Genomic DNA, 14519 nt, shown 5'->3' with positions numbered 1-14519 from the left:
CCATGAACAACTCGGTTACGAACACTGCCCGGTTGCTCTGGGCCGGCCTGCGCGCCCTGCTGGTGCTCACCGTGGTGACGGGCATCATCTACCCGCTCGTCATCACCGGCGTCGCCCAGGGTCTGTTCAACGGCAAGGCCAACGGCTCGGAGATCAAGGTGGACGGAAAGGTCGTCGGCTCCTCGCTGATCGGCCAGTCCTACAACCTGCCGCTGAAGAAGGGTCAGGAGACCGCGGAGGCCGACCTGAAGTGGTTCCAGGGCCGTCCGCAGAACGGTCTCGGCACCAACGGCGTCAACACCCAGTACGCGCTGATCCTCTCCGGTGCCACCAACCGTTCCGGTGACAACGGCGCGGTCGACGGAGTCTGTCCGCCGCTGGACAAGGCGGAGGAAAGCACGCTCTGCTACTGGGTCCGCTCCGCCCAGGAAGCCGTCAAGACGGACAACTCGGTGCCCGGCTACGAGGTCAAGGTCTCCGACATCCCCGCCGACGCGGTGACGTCCTCGGGCTCCGGCCTGGACCCGGCGATCTCCCCGGAGTACGCCGACCTCCAGGTGCACCGGGTCGCGGAGAAGAACGGTCTGTCCGTCGCCCAGGTGCAGAAGCTGGTCGACGACCACACCGACGGCCGCACCCTCGGCTTCATGGGCGAGCCCACCGTCAACGTCCTCGAACTCAACATCGCGCTGAAGGAAATCGTGGCGAAGAGCTGATGGGCTTACACGCACCACGCGGGAGTTGGCGGCCGAGGGCATCCCTCGTGTTCGTCAACTCCCGCCCCACTTCCGGCACTCATGTCCCGACGTACGACTTGAAAGGTACATACCGATGACCCGCGTGCTGGTGGTGGAGGACGACCCTCAGCTCGTACGGGCGCTCGTGATCAACATGCAGGCGCGCAGGTACGGGGTCGACGCGGCCCCCGACGGCGCCACCGCGCTCCGGCTCGCCGCCGCGCGCCGGCCCGACGTGGTCGTACTGGACCTGGGGCTGCCCGACATGGACGGCACGGACGTCATCAAAGCCCTGCGCGGCTGGACCCGCGTCCCGATCCTGGTGCTCTCCGCCCGCCGCGCCTCCGACGAGAAGGTCGCCGCGCTCGACGCGGGCGCCGACGACTACATCACCAAACCGTTCAGCATGGACGAACTCCTGGCCCGGCTGCGCGCCGCCGTCCGCCGGACCGACTCCGTCTCGATCGCCCCCGAGATCGTCCTGGTCACCACCGACGAGTTCACCGTCGACCTGGTCGCCAAGAAGGCCACCCGCGCGGGCCACGACGTACGCCTCACCCCGACCGAGTGGCACCTGCTGGAGATCCTGGTCTGCAACCCGGGCCGGCTCATCACCCAGCGCCGGCTGCTCAAGGAGGTGTGGGGAGCCTCGCACAGCAACAAGACCAACTACCTGCGGGTTTACATGGCCCAACTCCGGCGCAAACTCGAGGCGGATCCCTCGCACCCCCGCCATCTGATCACCGAGCCCGGCATGGGCTACCGCTTCGAGGCGTGAGAGGCACCGAGAACACCATGGCACGCGGCAGACTTCGCATCTACCTGGGCGCGGCGCCGGGCGTCGGCAAGACCTACTCGATGCTGTCCGAGGCCCATCGCCGAGTCGAGCGGGGCACCGACTGCGTGGTCGCCTTCGTGGAGCACCACAACCGGCCGCGCACCGAGGTGATGCTGCACGGTCTGGAGCAGATCCCCCGCAGGGACCTGGAGTACCGGGGCGGCGCCTTCACCGAGATGGACGTCGACGCCGTGCTGGCCCGGCGTCCCCAGGTCGCCCTGGTCGACGAGCTGCCCCACACGAACATCCCCGCTGGAGAAACTGTCCCTCCAGACTGGCTCCGTCGCCGCGGATGACGCTGCTGACCTGCGCCAGTTCCTGGGCCGGGTACCCGATCCGCGCGGCCGGAGGGGACGGCGGTATCCCGCCCTCGCACTGCTGTGCGCGGCCGTTGCGGCGGTGCTGGCCGGCGCCCGCTCGCTCATCGCGATCAGCGAGTGGCTCACCGATGCCCCGCGGCACGTCCTGGGCGTTCTCGGCTTCGCCGCGGACCCGACCCGCTCACCGGAATCAGGCCGGTGCCGCACGCAGCCACCCTCCACCGCCTGCTGCAGCACATCGACGGCGACGCGCTGGACGCGGCGATCTGCGCGTATCTGCAGGCCCGAAAGCCGCCCTCGGTACGGCCGGAACCGCAACAGCCGGCGCTGCGGGCGGTCGCGGTCGACGGCAAGACCGTGCGCGGCTCGCGCACCCGGACGCCACGGCCATCCAACTGCTGGCCGCGATGGACCACCACGGCGTGGTCCTGGCCCAGCGGCAGATCTCCTCCAAGAGCAACGAAATCCCTTCCTTCCAACCCCTGCTGGACGCCATTGCCCCTGGAGAACACCGTGCTGACCACCGACGCCCTGCACACCCAGCACAGCCACGGCGCCTACATCGCCGAACGTGGCGCCCACTACCTGGCCGTGATCAAGAAGAGTCACCCCGGCCTGTACTCACAGGTCAGGAACCTGCCCTGGCAGGACATCCCGTTGGATCACCGCACCCGCGACAGGGCCCACCACCGAGACGAGATCCGGACATCTTTGACGCCACCCCCGCCGAACTCGCCACCTGGAGCAGAGGCCACTGGGGCATCGAGAACCTCCTGCACCACGTGCGCGACCGTACCTTCCGCGAGGACGACTCCAAGGTCCGCACCGGCACCCTGCCCCGCGCCATGGCCAGCCTGCGCAACCTCGCCATCAGCGTCTTCCGACAGAACAACGAGACCAACATCGTCGCCGCCCTCCGCCACACCAGCCGCTACTACTCCCGGCCCCTACGCACCCTCGGCCTCACGTGACGAACCCGGACAGATCTCGATCATGCAATGACCCTGGTTACGGACCATTCCGGCAGAAATGCCGGGATTGCTGAGATCGCTTGATGATCGAAGCAACGGATCGTGGAGAGATGCACCTCCACTTGTGACGCCTCCCTACTAAAGTGATCGGGAATCGCTCATCGAGCCGACCCTCCGTGAAGTAGAGAGAAGCGACTCGCGTTGGCCACTTCGAAGATCGTGGACGCGCTCCCGCCGCTCGACATCATCGAGTGACTTTCATGAGACGACCGAGTTGAAGCGTGGGTGGGAGGTCCCTCGGTCTTCCCAGCCCGAACTCTCAGAGGCAATGCGGAAGGTACGGACCCCATGGCGAAGCTTCGGCTGACGGTAGGGCGGGGGCACGTCGAGGAGCTCGCGAGGCTGCGCCATCCTGTTGGCGCCATCGAGGAATTGATCTGGAACTCCCTTGACGCGGACGCCGAGCACGTCACCGTCGAGCTTGAGCGCAACGACTTCGGCGGGGTCGACCGGGTAGCGGTGATCGACGACGGCACAGGCATCGCCGCCGAACAGTGCAGCGACTACTTCGAGCAGATCGGCACGTCCTGGAAGAAACGCGCGCAGACCAGCGCGGTCAAGAAGCGCGTGTTGCACGGGAAGAACGGGCGCGGCCGGGTCCGGGCATTCGCGCTCGGCAGTGAGGTGCGCTGAGCAAGCGTGAGCGAGGAGCACGGGAACCGCCGCCGAGTGGTCATCGAGTCCGACCGCAGTTCCATGGACGAGTTCGACGTCAGCGACCCCGAGCCGACGGCGGATGTGGCGGGGACAGTCTTCGAGGCGTTCGGCGGCGAGGAGCTCCAGAAGCTGACCGAGGACGCCGCCCGTTCCGCGCTCACCGCCGCCTTCGCTCTTCACCTGGAGGCGTACCCGGACATCCGCATCACCTACGACGGGACTTTGCTCGATCCGTCGTCGGAGCAACTCCGCGTCGATACGTACGAGGTGGCAGCCCCTCCGGACAGCGTTCACCCTTCGGCCCAACTGAAGATCATCGAATGGTCGCGGCCCTTCTCCCGGGCCCTGATCCTGTGTGACGGCCGAGGCATGTCGGTGGCGCAGCTCAAGCCGGAGATCCAGGCGCCGGGTTTCCACTTCACGGCGTATCTCTCCTGGTCAGGATTCGAGGACGATTCGGTCGGCGATCTCGCCTTTGCCGACTGGGTGCCGGACGGACCCGCTGCCGATGTGCTGGCGGAGTCCCGCGAACGCATGCGTGTACACTTCCGCTCCCGCGCCGACCAGCGCCGCCGGGAACTCGTCGCCTCGTGGAGGGCTGAAGGCTTCTACCCGTATACGGGTGAGCCTGCCAGTGACCAGGAGCGCGCGGAGCGGGAGACCTTCGATGCCGTGGCGACCGCGGTCATCCGGCACCTGCCCGCGAGTAAGCGTGCGCAGAAGGTGTCCTTCGCGCTCCTACGTTCCGTACTGACCCACGAACCGGGTGAGGTGCTCCGCATTGCCGAAGAGCTCTTCGCCCTCTCCAAGCAGGAGCAGGAGGAACTCAGCCGACTCCTTGACCGTACTCCGCTGTCTGCTCTGATCAAGGCTTCGACGGCGACGACAGGGCGTCTCGACTTCCTGTCGGCTCTGGAGCACCTTGTCTTCGACCCCGTGGCCAAGGGGCGTGTCAAGGAGCGCACCGAGCTGCACCGGATCCTGGAGAACGAGTGCTGGGTCTTCGGTGAGGAGTACGGGCTCCACGTCAGTGACCGCAGTCTGAACGAGGTACTGAATCAGCACTGCCGCCTTCTCGGCCGGGATGCGCCGGTGCCGGGCCCTGTTTTGCGGGAGGACGGAAGCCGGGGAATCGTCGACCTGATGCTGTCCCGCGCTGCCCGGCACCGGAAGGGCGAACGCCACCATCTCGTGGTCGAACTCAAGAGGTCGAATGTCGTACTCGGCATGACCGAGTTCGCGCAGATCAGCAGTTACGCGCAAGCGGTCATGCACGACGACAGGTTCCGTGACCCCAAGGTGACCTGGGACTTCTGGCTCGTCGGTAATGCCATGGATGAAAGCCTCCGCCAGCTCGCCCACCAGCCGGACCGGATGCCGGGATGCGCCGTCTCACAGCCGACTTTCCGGATCTGGGTGCGTACCTGGGGCGAGATCATCGAGGATTCTCAGGAACGGCTCCGCTTCTACAGCGAGCAACTGGAGTACCAGTCCACGACTGAGCACGCCATGGACTATCTGATCAGGGAACACACGGATGCTGTCGTCGACCTGGTGAGTGATGGCACGGTGCCCGTGCCCAGGGAGGGAGACAGCGGCTCGAACAGGGCTGCCGTCACCCCTTGATTCGCCTCTCCGCGAGGGGGAGGCCCGAGTCCCAGCTTCGAGGGCCCGCTATTCCCGGTCGTCGGGATACCAGGGCCTCGGATCGACGTCACGGAACCGGGCGCGCTGGAACATGTCGCGCAGTGCGTACGGCTTGGTGGCGTCGTAGATCATCTTGGTGGTGGCGCCCTTGGCGGGGATCTCCGGGTTGTACTGGGGGGTCTGGGACGAGTCGAGGACGTGGCCGGCGATCTTCGGGAGGATTACGAGGTCCTTGTCGGCCTGGAAACGGTTGGTCATGGCCCACAGGACGTCGTCGCTGTCGAAGGGGTCGTCGTTCTCGTCAACGAGGACGACGTGCTTCAACTCGGCGTAGATGCGCTCGTACGGCACTGGGCCGGCGAGCGGCCGCCCGGCTGGCTGCGGCGCGCGCTGCTCAACGGGCTCGGCGCGGTGCTGACCACGGTGGCGGGCCTGGTGCTGCTGGTCACCAAGTTCACGGAGGGCGCCTGGGGCGTGGTCGTCGCCGTTCCGCTGCTGATGCTGCTGTTCGCCCGCGTCCAGCGGTACTACACGGCGGTCGGCAAGGAGTTGGGGCTCGGCGAGATCCCGCCGCCGCCCCGCGTCACGCGGCCTGCTGCTCGCGGCCGCGCTGCGGGCCCGTACGGTTGTCGTCGTGTGTGTCGTGCCGTACCGGCTGAGTCTCTGAAGGACCCCTACGACTTCTGCAGCCGTTACAAGAGCCCGTCGGCGATCGTGCCCAGGGACAGCGCCGGCAGGAAGTTGAGCAGCGCCAGGACGACGGCCGCCGCGGTCGCCAGGACGACGAAGCCGGCGCCCTGCGCGCGCAGCGTGCCGACCGTGACGACGCCCGGTTGCTGCCGTGCCAGCCGTCCGGCCAGGGCCAGGACGCACACCATCGGCAGGTAGCGGCCGAGCAGCATCGCCACCGCCATCAGCAGGTTGTGGAAGTCGGTGGCGCCGTTGAAGCCCGCCATCGCGCTGCCGTTGCTGTTGGTGTTGCTGGTGTAGGCGTAGATCAGCTCGGTCAGTCCGTGCGCCCCCGGGTTGCCCATCGAGGACCGGCCGTCGCCGAAGGCGAGCGCGATACCCGTGCAGGCAAGGATGACGGTCGGCGGGATCAGCGCGTAGACCACGACCCAGCGCATCTCCGTGAAACCGATCCGCTTGCGCAGGCATTCGGGCGTGCGGCCGACCATCAGGCCGCCGATGAAGACCGCCACCAGGACCACCATGATCAGGCCGTGGAGCCCGCTGCCGGTGCCGCCCGGCGCGATCTCGCCGAGCATCATCGCGGACAGCAGCACACCTCCGCCGAGACTGGAGAAACTGTCGTACGACGCGTTGGCCGCGCCGTCCGCCGAGCCCGTGGCGCCGACGCCGAAGAGCGTGGAGCCGGGGATGCCGAAGCGGGTCTCGGTGCCCTCGTACTGACCGCCGACCGCCTACGTGACCGTGCCGGTGTGGGCGGTCTGGGCCAGCGTGCCCGCCGCGAGCAGCAGGCCGAAGAGGATGCCCACGACCGTCAGCAGCGTCCAGCTCTGCTTGAGGCTGCCGATCATCCAGCCGAACATGCGGATGCAGGCCGTCGGGATCAGCAGCATCAGCACGATCTCGAAGGCGTTGGTCCACGCGCTCGGGTTCTCGAAAGGGTGGGCGCTGTTGGCGTTGAAGACGCCGCCACCGTCACCGGTGAACAGCTTGATGCCCTCCCAGGAGCCCACCGGGCCGTCGAGGATCGTCTGCCGGGCGCCCGCGAGGGTGGTGACGGTGTGTCCGCTGCCGAGGCTCTGGATGACACCGCCCGCCATCAGGACCAGGCCGGCGACGACCGCGATCGGGAGCAGGATCCGGACGATCGTACGGAGCAGGTCGACCCAGAAATTGCCCAGGTCGTCCGTGGAACGCCGGAGGCGTATGTCCACACAGGTGTCCGACTCCCATGGACGGGGCCGAGGACGAGGGCGGACCGTCGTGTTGGCGATTGCCTGACGCGCGAAGGCCACTTCATAACGCGCTGTTGACGCCGCTCACAGCCAGTCGTTGCGGCGGAAGGCCCGGTAGATCAGTGTGCAGATGACGACGCTGGCGACGATCACCAGGGGGTAGCCGAGGGTCCAGCGCAGTTCGGGCATGTGGTCGAAGTTCATGCCGTAGATGCCGACGATCCCGATGGGTACGGCGATGAGGGCGGCGATCGCGCTGATGCGCCGTACGTCGGAGTTCTGCTGGACGCCGGTCTGGGCCAGGGCGAGGGACAGCGCGGTGTCGGTCACCTCGCAGAGGGTCGTGATGCGTTCGGCGGCCTGGGCGAGGTGGCTGTGGACGTCGCCGAGGTAGCGGGCGATGTCCTTGTCCACGCCGGGCAGCCGGCCCTCGGCGAGCTCACGCATCGGTGGCACCAGGGGGACCACGGTGCGGCGCAGCTCGAGGAGCTCACGCTTGAGCCGGTAGACACGGCGGATGTCCTGGGCCTGCTGAGGGGTCTGCTGGGGCGCGCAGGTATCGCCCTCCGCCTCGTCCACGTCCGTCTCGACGGCGGAGATGACGTCGAGATACTGGTCGACGACCGTGTCGGCGACGGCGTACAGCACGGCGGCGGGGCCGTGCGCGAGCAGCTCGGGGCGGCTCTCCAGCTGGTGGCGGACCGTCTTGAGCTGGTGCGAGGGGCCGTGCCGCACGACGACGATGAAGTCCCGGCCCATGAAGGCCATGATCTCGCCGGTGTCGACGATCTCGCTGGTCGCGGTGAGGGTGCCGTGCTCGTGGTACACGGCGGTCCGCATGACGAGGAAGAGCGTCTCGTCGTAGCGCTCCACCTTGGGCCGCTGGTGGGCGGCGAGCGCGTCCTCGACGGCCAGCGGATGCAGGCCGAAGGCGCCCGCGACGAGCTGGAGCTGTGCCTCGGTGGGTTCGTGCAGGCCGATCCAGACGAAGCTGTCCGCGGCGGCGTGGGCGGCTGCCATCGCCTCCTCGAGGGGGAGGAGACCGGGCCGCCGCTTGCCGTGCTCGTACAGAGCGCAGTCGACCACGCAGCCCGGCTGCGTCGGCTGCGTCGGCTGCGTCGGCTGTGGGGGTATCGAGGGTGGTGTGGGTGTCGAAGACGTTCCGCCGACCGTCATGGCGTCTCCTTGCGACGGACTCGGCCTGTGGCGCGTACCGCTGGTTACTACGTTCGCACGGGGATGCCGGTTACGGCGGACGAGGGAAGATCCCCGGCGGGACCGACCGCCGTACGCACGTGGTCAAAGTTTCAAGCGTGAGGGTCGAGGGGGTGTCGCGGCAGCGTCGGGCGGGTTCACGTGTGAACGGCGCGGACGGTTGTCACCTCTGACGTTCGACTGCGTCATGGGTACCACCAGCCCTCGAAAGTCGATCTGCCACGATGGACGGTCCACCGGCGGCGGCTAACCCGTCAACTGCCAGGCGAAGAAAGGCCACTTGGCCTCCGCCGCGCAGCGCCCCTTCAACCGACAGGCGAACCCACACTGATGAACGACGCTGTGAACAGTCGGACGGCCCCGGCCCCGCACCCCGGGCTCGACGGGAGGAAGGTCGTCGTCACCGGGGCGTCCCGGGACTTCGGGCGCACCCTGGCCATCCGCTTCGCGGAACACGGCGCCGAGGTGTTCCTCTCCGCGCGGACGCCGGAAGCCGCCCGGCGGACGGCCGACGAGATCCGCGGGCTCGGCCACCCGCAGGTGCACGCCTTCGGCTGCGACCTGTCCGACCCCGCCTCCGTCCGGGCCTTCGCCAAGGAAGTCGAGGCGGTGACCGGGCACATCGACATCCTGGTCAACAACGGAGCCCGCTGGCTGGACGGCACCGACCTGCTGTCGGCGACCGACGACGAGGTGACCGACACCCTCGCCTCGGGCGCCACCGGAACGGTCCTGATGGTCAAGAACTTCCTCCCGCTGCTGCGCGCCTCGCGGCAGCCGGACGTGGTGAACATGATCTCCACCGCCGGCGTCCCCGGCCACCATCGCTCGGACGCCCATGCCGCCTTCTACGCCGCCAAGAGCGCCCAGGCGGGCTTCGCCGACATCCTCTCCAAGCGGCTGCGGCCCGAGGGCGTGCGCGTCATCTCCCTGTACCCGCCGGATTTCACCAACCCCGACCCGCTGTCCCCGGACTGGGACGCCACTCCGCGCAGCGCGCGGGACGGGCTGACCGCCCACTCCCTCGTCGACTGCGTGATGTTCGCCGTGTCCCAGCCGCGGGACTGCTTCATCCGCGCCATCCACTTCGAACAGCTCGACTGAACCCGGAGCCGCCAGGATCGGCGGGCGGGCGGCGCGGTCAACCGGCCGCCGTTGCCTCCACGACCTCCACGGAGAGGTCGTTGTCCACCGTGTAGTAAGCACGTACGGCGACACCGCCGGCCGTGACCGCCGGATAGACGAAGATCTCCTTGCGCTCCGCCACGTCGTCGAGCAGACGGCCCATCCGGATCAGTGGGGCTCCCGCAGCGGGTCGGGCCTGGACGAAGACGTCCCAGACGCGGTTTCCGGTGCCTGCCTCGGCGGTCAACTCCTCGTGGTCCATGGTGAAGGAGAACCCCTGGCCGTCCTTCTCGGCTCGTGGCTCGAGGGTCCGTATGAGGCCGTCCCCGTCCCGCAGGCGCAGTCGTACGGTGGCTTCCTCGGCGAGTGAAGCGCCGTGCAGCCGTGCCCTGACCGTCATCGACCGGTCCGTGACGTCGATGCCGTCGACCTCCGCGTGGGCGGTGCGCAGCCAGGCCCGTACCGCGAGGTAGCCGTCCTTGGTGGCGTACGGAACCCGCACGGCCACCGGCGACGACCAGTCACGGACGTGTCCGTCGACGAGGGCCCGCAGATCTCGTGGACCGGGGCGCAGCCGCTCCCGCTCCGCTCCCGGCTCGCGGAGCAGGTGCACGTCCCACCGCCCTTCCGCGAGAACGGTCCCCGGCTTCAGGACGGCGCGTCGGCGGCCGTCGTCCACCGGCTCCAGTTCGAGGACATGCAGGATCTTCTCGGGCTGTCCCTTCTTGGGGCGCAGCCGCAGCAGCAGCTGGGGTCGGACGGCCGCCGCCCCCAGCGGAAGGACGAAGGTGATCCGGCCGTCCGCGTCGACCGTGCAGGCGGTACGAGGTTGCGTGTCGTGTTCCATGCTCATCACCGGCTCCTCCGTACCGTGTGCAGCACGCTGCCGGCCGCGGCATACGCGGCGTCGCGTGCCGCGAAGCCCTGGCTGACCAGAGCGCGCTGCATCCGACCGCGTTCCGTCGCGGCCGGTCGCCCGGTCTCTCTCGCCGAGATCGCCTCGCCGAACAGGTGCTCGGCCTGCTCCACGACAGGGACCGGGGCGAACCGTCGTGCGTTCTCCAGGGCCTGACGGCCCATCTGCCGGCGCCGCTCGTCGTCGCGGACGAGCTCCAGCAGTGCGGCGCCCATCGCCTTGTGGTCCCCGACCGGCACCAGCCGGCCGTCGACCCCGTCCTTGATGATCTCGCCGGGTCCGTAGGGACAGTCGGTGCTCACCACCGGCAGTCCGCAGCGCATGGCCTCGACGATGGTCATGCCGAACGGTTCGAAATTGGACGCGGCCGCGCCGATCGAGCCCTTGACCCACTCCGCTTCCATGGGAGTCGCCGCGCCCATCAGGAATACGTTGCCGTACAGGCCGAGGCTCTCGATGAGCTGCCGCAGCCGGGCGTGTTCCTCGCCCTTGCCGTAGATGCGCAGCTGCCAGTCCGGGTGCTCGGCGGCGACCAGCGCGAACGCCTCGATGAGCAGGTCGTAGCGCTTCACCGGGACCAGCCGGCCGGCCGCGATCACCACTTTCGCGGTGCCGTCCGCGGCAGGCAGCACGGGATCGGGAACGCTGTTCGGGAGCGCCTCCACACGGACCCCGGGCAGCCGCATCTTTCGCCGGTAGGCGACGGCGTCCGCCTCCGTGACCGTGGTGATCACATCGAGCCGGCGGTAAGCCCGGCGCAGTGTGGTGCGCAGCCGGGGGGGATGGTTGTCCAGGGTGAGGTGTTCCTGCCCGACGCGCACCACCCGTTGCGGGGCCTGGAGCGCGAGATGCACATTGAGCCCCGGCCGGGTGCCGATGACCACGTCGGCGTCGGTCGCCGCCAGGCTCTCGGCGATCCGCTGGTCGGTCAGCTCGCTGTACTGCTGGTAGCGGTACTCGGCGGTGGGGAACACTTTCGCCGGTCTCAGATGCAGCGGGTGTTCCTTCTCCTGCCGCAGATCCACCAGCGGCCGTAGTGACACTCTCGGGTCCAGGGTGAAGTTCGGGTGTTCCCGGTGCCGCAGCACGGAGACGATCTCCACCTCGTGCCGCTCGGCCAGCGCTTGGGCCAGGTTGAAGGTGGTGGTGATCGTGCCTCCGATTCCGTAGGCGTTGTGTATCAGGAAGGAAATCTTCATGGCGGACTAGACTCCGCCAACTGCCCCGAGGTTGCCCGTCGTTACCGCTTCGTTCACCGGACGCTTACCTCCAGTCACATGTGTGCTTTCCCAACCTCCTTTGCCGTGACACGGTTTGACCAGGGAATCGCTCGGGCGCGTAGGTCGCACGGCGCGCATGCGGACAGCAGTACGGACGGGGGACGCACATGGGGAGTGATGCCGCATCGCCGGAATGAAGCTCTATTCACTCGAGTCCAATGATCCTCGGCGGCTGGGCCCCTACCGGCTGCTGCGGCGGATCGCCACGGGCGGCATGGGCCGCATCTATCTCGCCCGGCAGGAGGCGCCCGGGACCCCCGCCAGCGCCGCAGGGCCCACCGGAACCGTGGTGGACCACGGGCTCGTCGCGGTCAAGACGCTCCTCGCCGAGGGGATCGTGAGCAGGCCGGAACGGGAGCGGTTCGCCCGCGAGGTGGAGCTGGCGGGGCGGGTCGACAGTGCCTACACCGCCACGGTGGTCGACGCCGACGCGAAGGCGAAGCGCCCGTGGCTCGCCATCGAGTTCATCCCGGCGCCCAGCCTGGCCGAACTCGTCGTCAGCGCCGGGACGTTGCCCGTCGACTCGGTGCGCTGGATCGCGGCCGGAGCCGCGCGGGCGCTGGTCGAGCTGCACGGCCTGGGGGTCGTCCACCGGGACATCAAACCCCTCAACATCCTGCTGCCCCATGACGGCCCCCGCCTCATCGACTTCGGCATCTCGCACGCCAACGACCACACCAGCTCGACGACGTCCATCGGCACCTTCGCTTTCACGTCGCCGGAGCAGGCGTGCGGCAAGAAGTCCACCGCCGCGTCCGACATGTACTCCCTGGGTGCCACGCTCTTCTTCCTCGCGGTCGGCCGCCCGCCTTACGAGCAGACCGACCACTCCATCGGGGTTCTCGCCCTCGTCCAGCGAGGCGAGCTCGACACGAGCGGGCTGCCGCCGGAACTGGAACCGCTGATCCTCCCGTTGCTGGAGGTCGGCCCCGAGAGGCGCCCCGCTCCGTCCGACGTGCTGCGGGACCTCCTCGCCGACCTCGCTGACCTCGACGACCAGGCGCCGGCGGACCGGGACGCCGAGCGATGGCTGCCGGGGGCATGGACCGAGCTGATCGAGGAGTACGCGGAACAGGGGCGGCAACTGCGCGACGGAACAGTGGACTTCGACGCGGCCGAAGCACCGACGCGGATGAAGTCCGAGGGCACCCCGGAGGGTTCGGACGAGGCGCTCAGCAAGATGCGCGAGCAACTCGAGGCCCTGCGCAAGCAGCGGGACGCCTTGGTGCGGGCGCAGGCCGAGGAGCAAGCGGAGGCGGAGGCACGGGAGCGCAAGGAACAGGAGAGGAAGGAGAAGGAGCGGAAGGAGAAGGAACGGAAGGAACGCGAACGGAAGGAGAAAGAACAGAAGGAGAGGCAACGCAAGGAGAAGCAGCGCAAAGAACGCGAGCGCCCGGCACGCGAGAAGACCGAGACCTCCACCAAGAACAAGAGCACCGGCACGACTTCGACGCCCAAGGCCCCGCCGAAGTCCGCGCCGACCCCGAACCCCGGAGCGACCGGGAAACCCACCAAGAAATCGGGTTCCTCGGAAGGCTGGGGCGGCCTGCTCGTGGCCGCACTCATCATCGGGGTCCTGGTCTGGCAGCCCTGGGACAAGAAGGACGACGACACTCCGACAAGCAGCCCCACCTCACGCTTCACCGTGTCCAGCAGCGGCGGCACCAGCGGTCTCGGCACCGGCGGCAGCCTCGGCGACATCGACACCGACACCGACAGCTCCTCCAGCTCGTCGAGCGGCGGCTTCGACGACACCGAGCCCGAGCCGGAGCCCGAACCGGAGACCAGTTCCCCCGAGCCCGAGCCCGAGCCCGACCCCACCGAAGACGCCTTCAAGGCCGTCTCGTACGGGGACTGTCTGGACGTCGTCGACACCGGCTACGGCGGTCTCAGCAAGTTCGACTGGAGCGAGGAGGAGCCGAACACGACGTCCTGCGGCTACGGGACGCGCGTGAAAGTCACCGGCACCACCGACGACTGCGCGTCCGGCGTGGGCAAGGCCACGTGGTCGTACTACTCCACCAGCAGCGGCGAGCGGACCGCGCTCTGCCTCACCGGCCAGTACCACCAGGGTGACTGCCTGCTCGCCAAGCACGAAGACAACGACGTCCTCAGCAGCATCGCGATGCTGTCGTCCCCGAACTGCACGGACCGGAGGGTTCCCGCCGCGTACAACGAGATTCTGGTTGTCAGCGACATCTATCGGGCGACGGCGGGCGCCGGCGCCGAGGTCTGCCGCCAGGGCCAGTACGACGCCAGCACGTACTGGTCCACGAAGGTGGACGACGGCGCGACGATGCTGTGCCTGAGGGCGTACGACTGAGCGTAAAGCTCTGAACTCCCTTACCCCTCAGGTAAGTTCAGGCGTCAATAGTTGTCCGAAGAGAGGAACACCGCCTTGCGCACGCCCTACCGCCGTCTGACGACCGCCCTCGGGATAGCCGCGGCCTCCGCGTCGGCGCTCGTCCTGGCCACCGCCCCGGCACAGGCCGCGGGCTACATCTTCGAGGCCTACAACTCCATCACTTCGCCGAGCGCGAAGACCGAGTTCGCCCAGGACGGCGAGATCCTCACCGCCCTCGACATGAAGAGTGACGGTCACGGCGTCGCCGCCCAGTGGCGCTACAACTCGAGCTCTGCCACCCACTCGTACTACAGCGCCAACGGCTACGCCGTCCCCAAGAACTGGAACCTGTCCTTCGCGGAGGGCACCACCCTGCAGATCCGCGCCTGCCTGCAGGAAGGGGCCAGCGGCACCCCGTACAGCTGCGGCGGCTGGGAGTACGCCCAGGCCTGACTCCCAGAAGACGACGAAAGGGGCGGGCCCG

The 14519-nt window shown here is 68.4% G+C and carries 13 protein-coding genes and 2 pseudogenes; 10 read left to right on the top strand and 5 right to left on the bottom strand.

All coding sequences use genetic code 11. From position 1 onward, the window contains the following. Positions 1-2: 2 nt before the first annotated feature. The 7 genes and pseudogenes from AB0D57_RS03730 (at position 3) to AB0D57_RS03700 (ending at position 5209) form a co-directional block, all read left to right on the top strand. Positions 3-716 (top strand): potassium-transporting ATPase subunit C, encoded by a 714-nt coding sequence (locus AB0D57_RS03730; RefSeq protein ID WP_362066583.1) that lies wholly within the window; start codon positions 3-5, stop codon positions 714-716. A 115-nt stretch (positions 717-831) separates the two neighbouring features. Next, positions 832-1515 (top strand): response regulator, encoded by a 684-nt coding sequence (locus AB0D57_RS03725; protein ID WP_362066581.1) that lies wholly within the window; start codon positions 832-834, stop codon positions 1513-1515. Between the two features lie 17 nt (positions 1516-1532). Beyond that, positions 1533-1823, top strand: a pseudogene (locus AB0D57_RS03720) (histidine kinase); the annotation flags it as partial. A 4-nt stretch (positions 1824-1827) separates the two neighbouring features. Continuing rightward, on the top strand, positions 1828-2415 hold the full coding sequence (locus AB0D57_RS03715; protein ID WP_362066684.1) for a transposase family protein: 588 nt from the start codon (positions 1828-1830) through the stop codon (positions 2413-2415). 262 nt (positions 2416-2677) lie between these two features. Continuing rightward, a complete protein-coding gene (locus AB0D57_RS03710) occupies positions 2678-2866 on the top strand; it encodes a hypothetical protein (protein WP_362066579.1) in 189 nt (62 codons plus the stop codon). Between the two features lie 348 nt (positions 2867-3214). Continuing rightward, entirely contained in the window at positions 3215-3559 is a 345-nt protein-coding gene (locus tag AB0D57_RS03705; protein ID WP_362066577.1) for an ATP-binding protein, read from the top strand. 6 nt (positions 3560-3565) lie between these two features. Continuing rightward, positions 3566-5209 carry a histidine kinase gene (locus tag AB0D57_RS03700; RefSeq protein WP_362066575.1) on the top strand — a complete coding sequence of 548 codons (1644 nt, stop codon included), beginning with the start codon at positions 3566-3568 and terminating at the stop codon, positions 5207-5209. Positions 5210-5257: 48 nt separating this feature from the next. On the opposite strand, the gene AB0D57_RS03695 is transcribed toward AB0D57_RS03700, so the two are convergent. From AB0D57_RS03695 to AB0D57_RS03685, 3 genes and pseudogenes are all read right to left on the bottom strand, one after another. After that, the gene (locus AB0D57_RS03695) at positions 5258-5581 is read right to left on the bottom strand and encodes a hypothetical protein (RefSeq protein ID WP_362066573.1); all 324 of its coding nucleotides are present in this window, start codon (positions 5579-5581) and stop codon (positions 5258-5260) included. A 341-nt stretch (positions 5582-5922) separates the two neighbouring features. Continuing rightward, positions 5923-7134, bottom strand: a pseudogene (kdpA, locus tag AB0D57_RS03690) (potassium-transporting ATPase subunit KdpA). 105 nt (positions 7135-7239) lie between these two features. Then, entirely contained in the window at positions 7240-8331 is a 1092-nt protein-coding gene (locus tag AB0D57_RS03685) for a magnesium and cobalt transport protein CorA (protein WP_362066571.1), read from the bottom strand. 369 nt (positions 8332-8700) lie between these two features. On the opposite strand from AB0D57_RS03685, the gene AB0D57_RS03680 reads away from it, so the two are divergent. Further along, positions 8701-9474 carry an SDR family oxidoreductase gene (locus AB0D57_RS03680; protein ID WP_362066569.1) on the top strand — a complete coding sequence of 258 codons (774 nt, stop codon included), beginning with the start codon at positions 8701-8703 and terminating at the stop codon, positions 9472-9474. Positions 9475-9511: 37 nt separating this feature from the next. On the opposite strand, the gene AB0D57_RS03675 is transcribed toward AB0D57_RS03680, so the two are convergent. Together AB0D57_RS03675 and AB0D57_RS03670 are read right to left on the bottom strand one after the other, a co-directional pair. Beyond that, complete coding sequence (locus AB0D57_RS03675; protein ID WP_362066567.1) at positions 9512-10348, bottom strand: transferase; 837 nt, start codon at positions 10346-10348, stop codon at positions 9512-9514. Beyond that, positions 10348-11610 (bottom strand): glycosyltransferase family 4 protein, encoded by a 1263-nt coding sequence (locus tag AB0D57_RS03670; RefSeq protein WP_362066565.1) that lies wholly within the window; start codon positions 11608-11610, stop codon positions 10348-10350. The genes AB0D57_RS03675 and AB0D57_RS03670 overlap by 1 nt, the downstream gene beginning before the upstream one ends. 214 nt (positions 11611-11824) lie before the next feature. Between AB0D57_RS03670 and AB0D57_RS03665 the strand changes: the two genes are divergently transcribed. Together AB0D57_RS03665 and AB0D57_RS03660 are read left to right on the top strand one after the other, a co-directional pair. After that, positions 11825-14014 (top strand): serine/threonine-protein kinase, encoded by a 2190-nt coding sequence (locus AB0D57_RS03665; protein ID WP_362066563.1) that lies wholly within the window; start codon positions 11825-11827, stop codon positions 14012-14014. A 75-nt stretch (positions 14015-14089) separates the two neighbouring features. Next, a complete protein-coding gene (locus AB0D57_RS03660) occupies positions 14090-14488 on the top strand; it encodes a hypothetical protein (RefSeq protein WP_362066561.1) in 399 nt (132 codons plus the stop codon). Positions 14489-14519 lie beyond the last annotated feature (31 nt).

Source organism: Streptomyces sp. NPDC048275 (assembly GCF_040652275.1).
Taxonomy (GTDB): domain Bacteria; phylum Actinomycetota; class Actinomycetes; order Streptomycetales; family Streptomycetaceae; genus Streptomyces.
Note: the sequence above shows the minus strand (reverse complement) of the source record. Positions and strands in the feature narration are given on the sequence as shown.

Excerpts from the sequence above, each read along its gene's own strand:
- AB0D57_RS03730 (WP_362066583.1), top strand. The coding sequence starts at position 3 with ATGAACAACTCGGTTACGAACACTGCCCGGTTGCTCTGGGCCGGCCTG.
- AB0D57_RS03725 (WP_362066581.1), top strand. The coding sequence starts at position 832 with ATGACCCGCGTGCTGGTGGTGGAGGACGACCCTCAGCTCGTACGGGCG.
- AB0D57_RS03705 (WP_362066577.1), top strand. The coding sequence starts at position 3,215 with ATGGCGAAGCTTCGGCTGACGGTAGGGCGGGGGCACGTCGAGGAGCTC.
- AB0D57_RS03685 (WP_362066571.1), bottom strand. The coding sequence starts at position 8,331 with ATGACGGTCGGCGGAACGTCTTCGACACCCACACCACCCTCGATACCC.
- AB0D57_RS03680 (WP_362066569.1), top strand. The coding sequence starts at position 8,701 with ATGAACGACGCTGTGAACAGTCGGACGGCCCCGGCCCCGCACCCCGGG.
- AB0D57_RS03675 (WP_362066567.1), bottom strand. The coding sequence starts at position 10,348 with ATGAGCATGGAACACGACACGCAACCTCGTACCGCCTGCACGGTCGAC.
- AB0D57_RS03670 (WP_362066565.1), bottom strand. The coding sequence starts at position 11,610 with ATGAAGATTTCCTTCCTGATACACAACGCCTACGGAATCGGAGGCACG.
- AB0D57_RS03665 (WP_362066563.1), top strand. The coding sequence starts at position 11,825 with ATGAAGCTCTATTCACTCGAGTCCAATGATCCTCGGCGGCTGGGCCCC.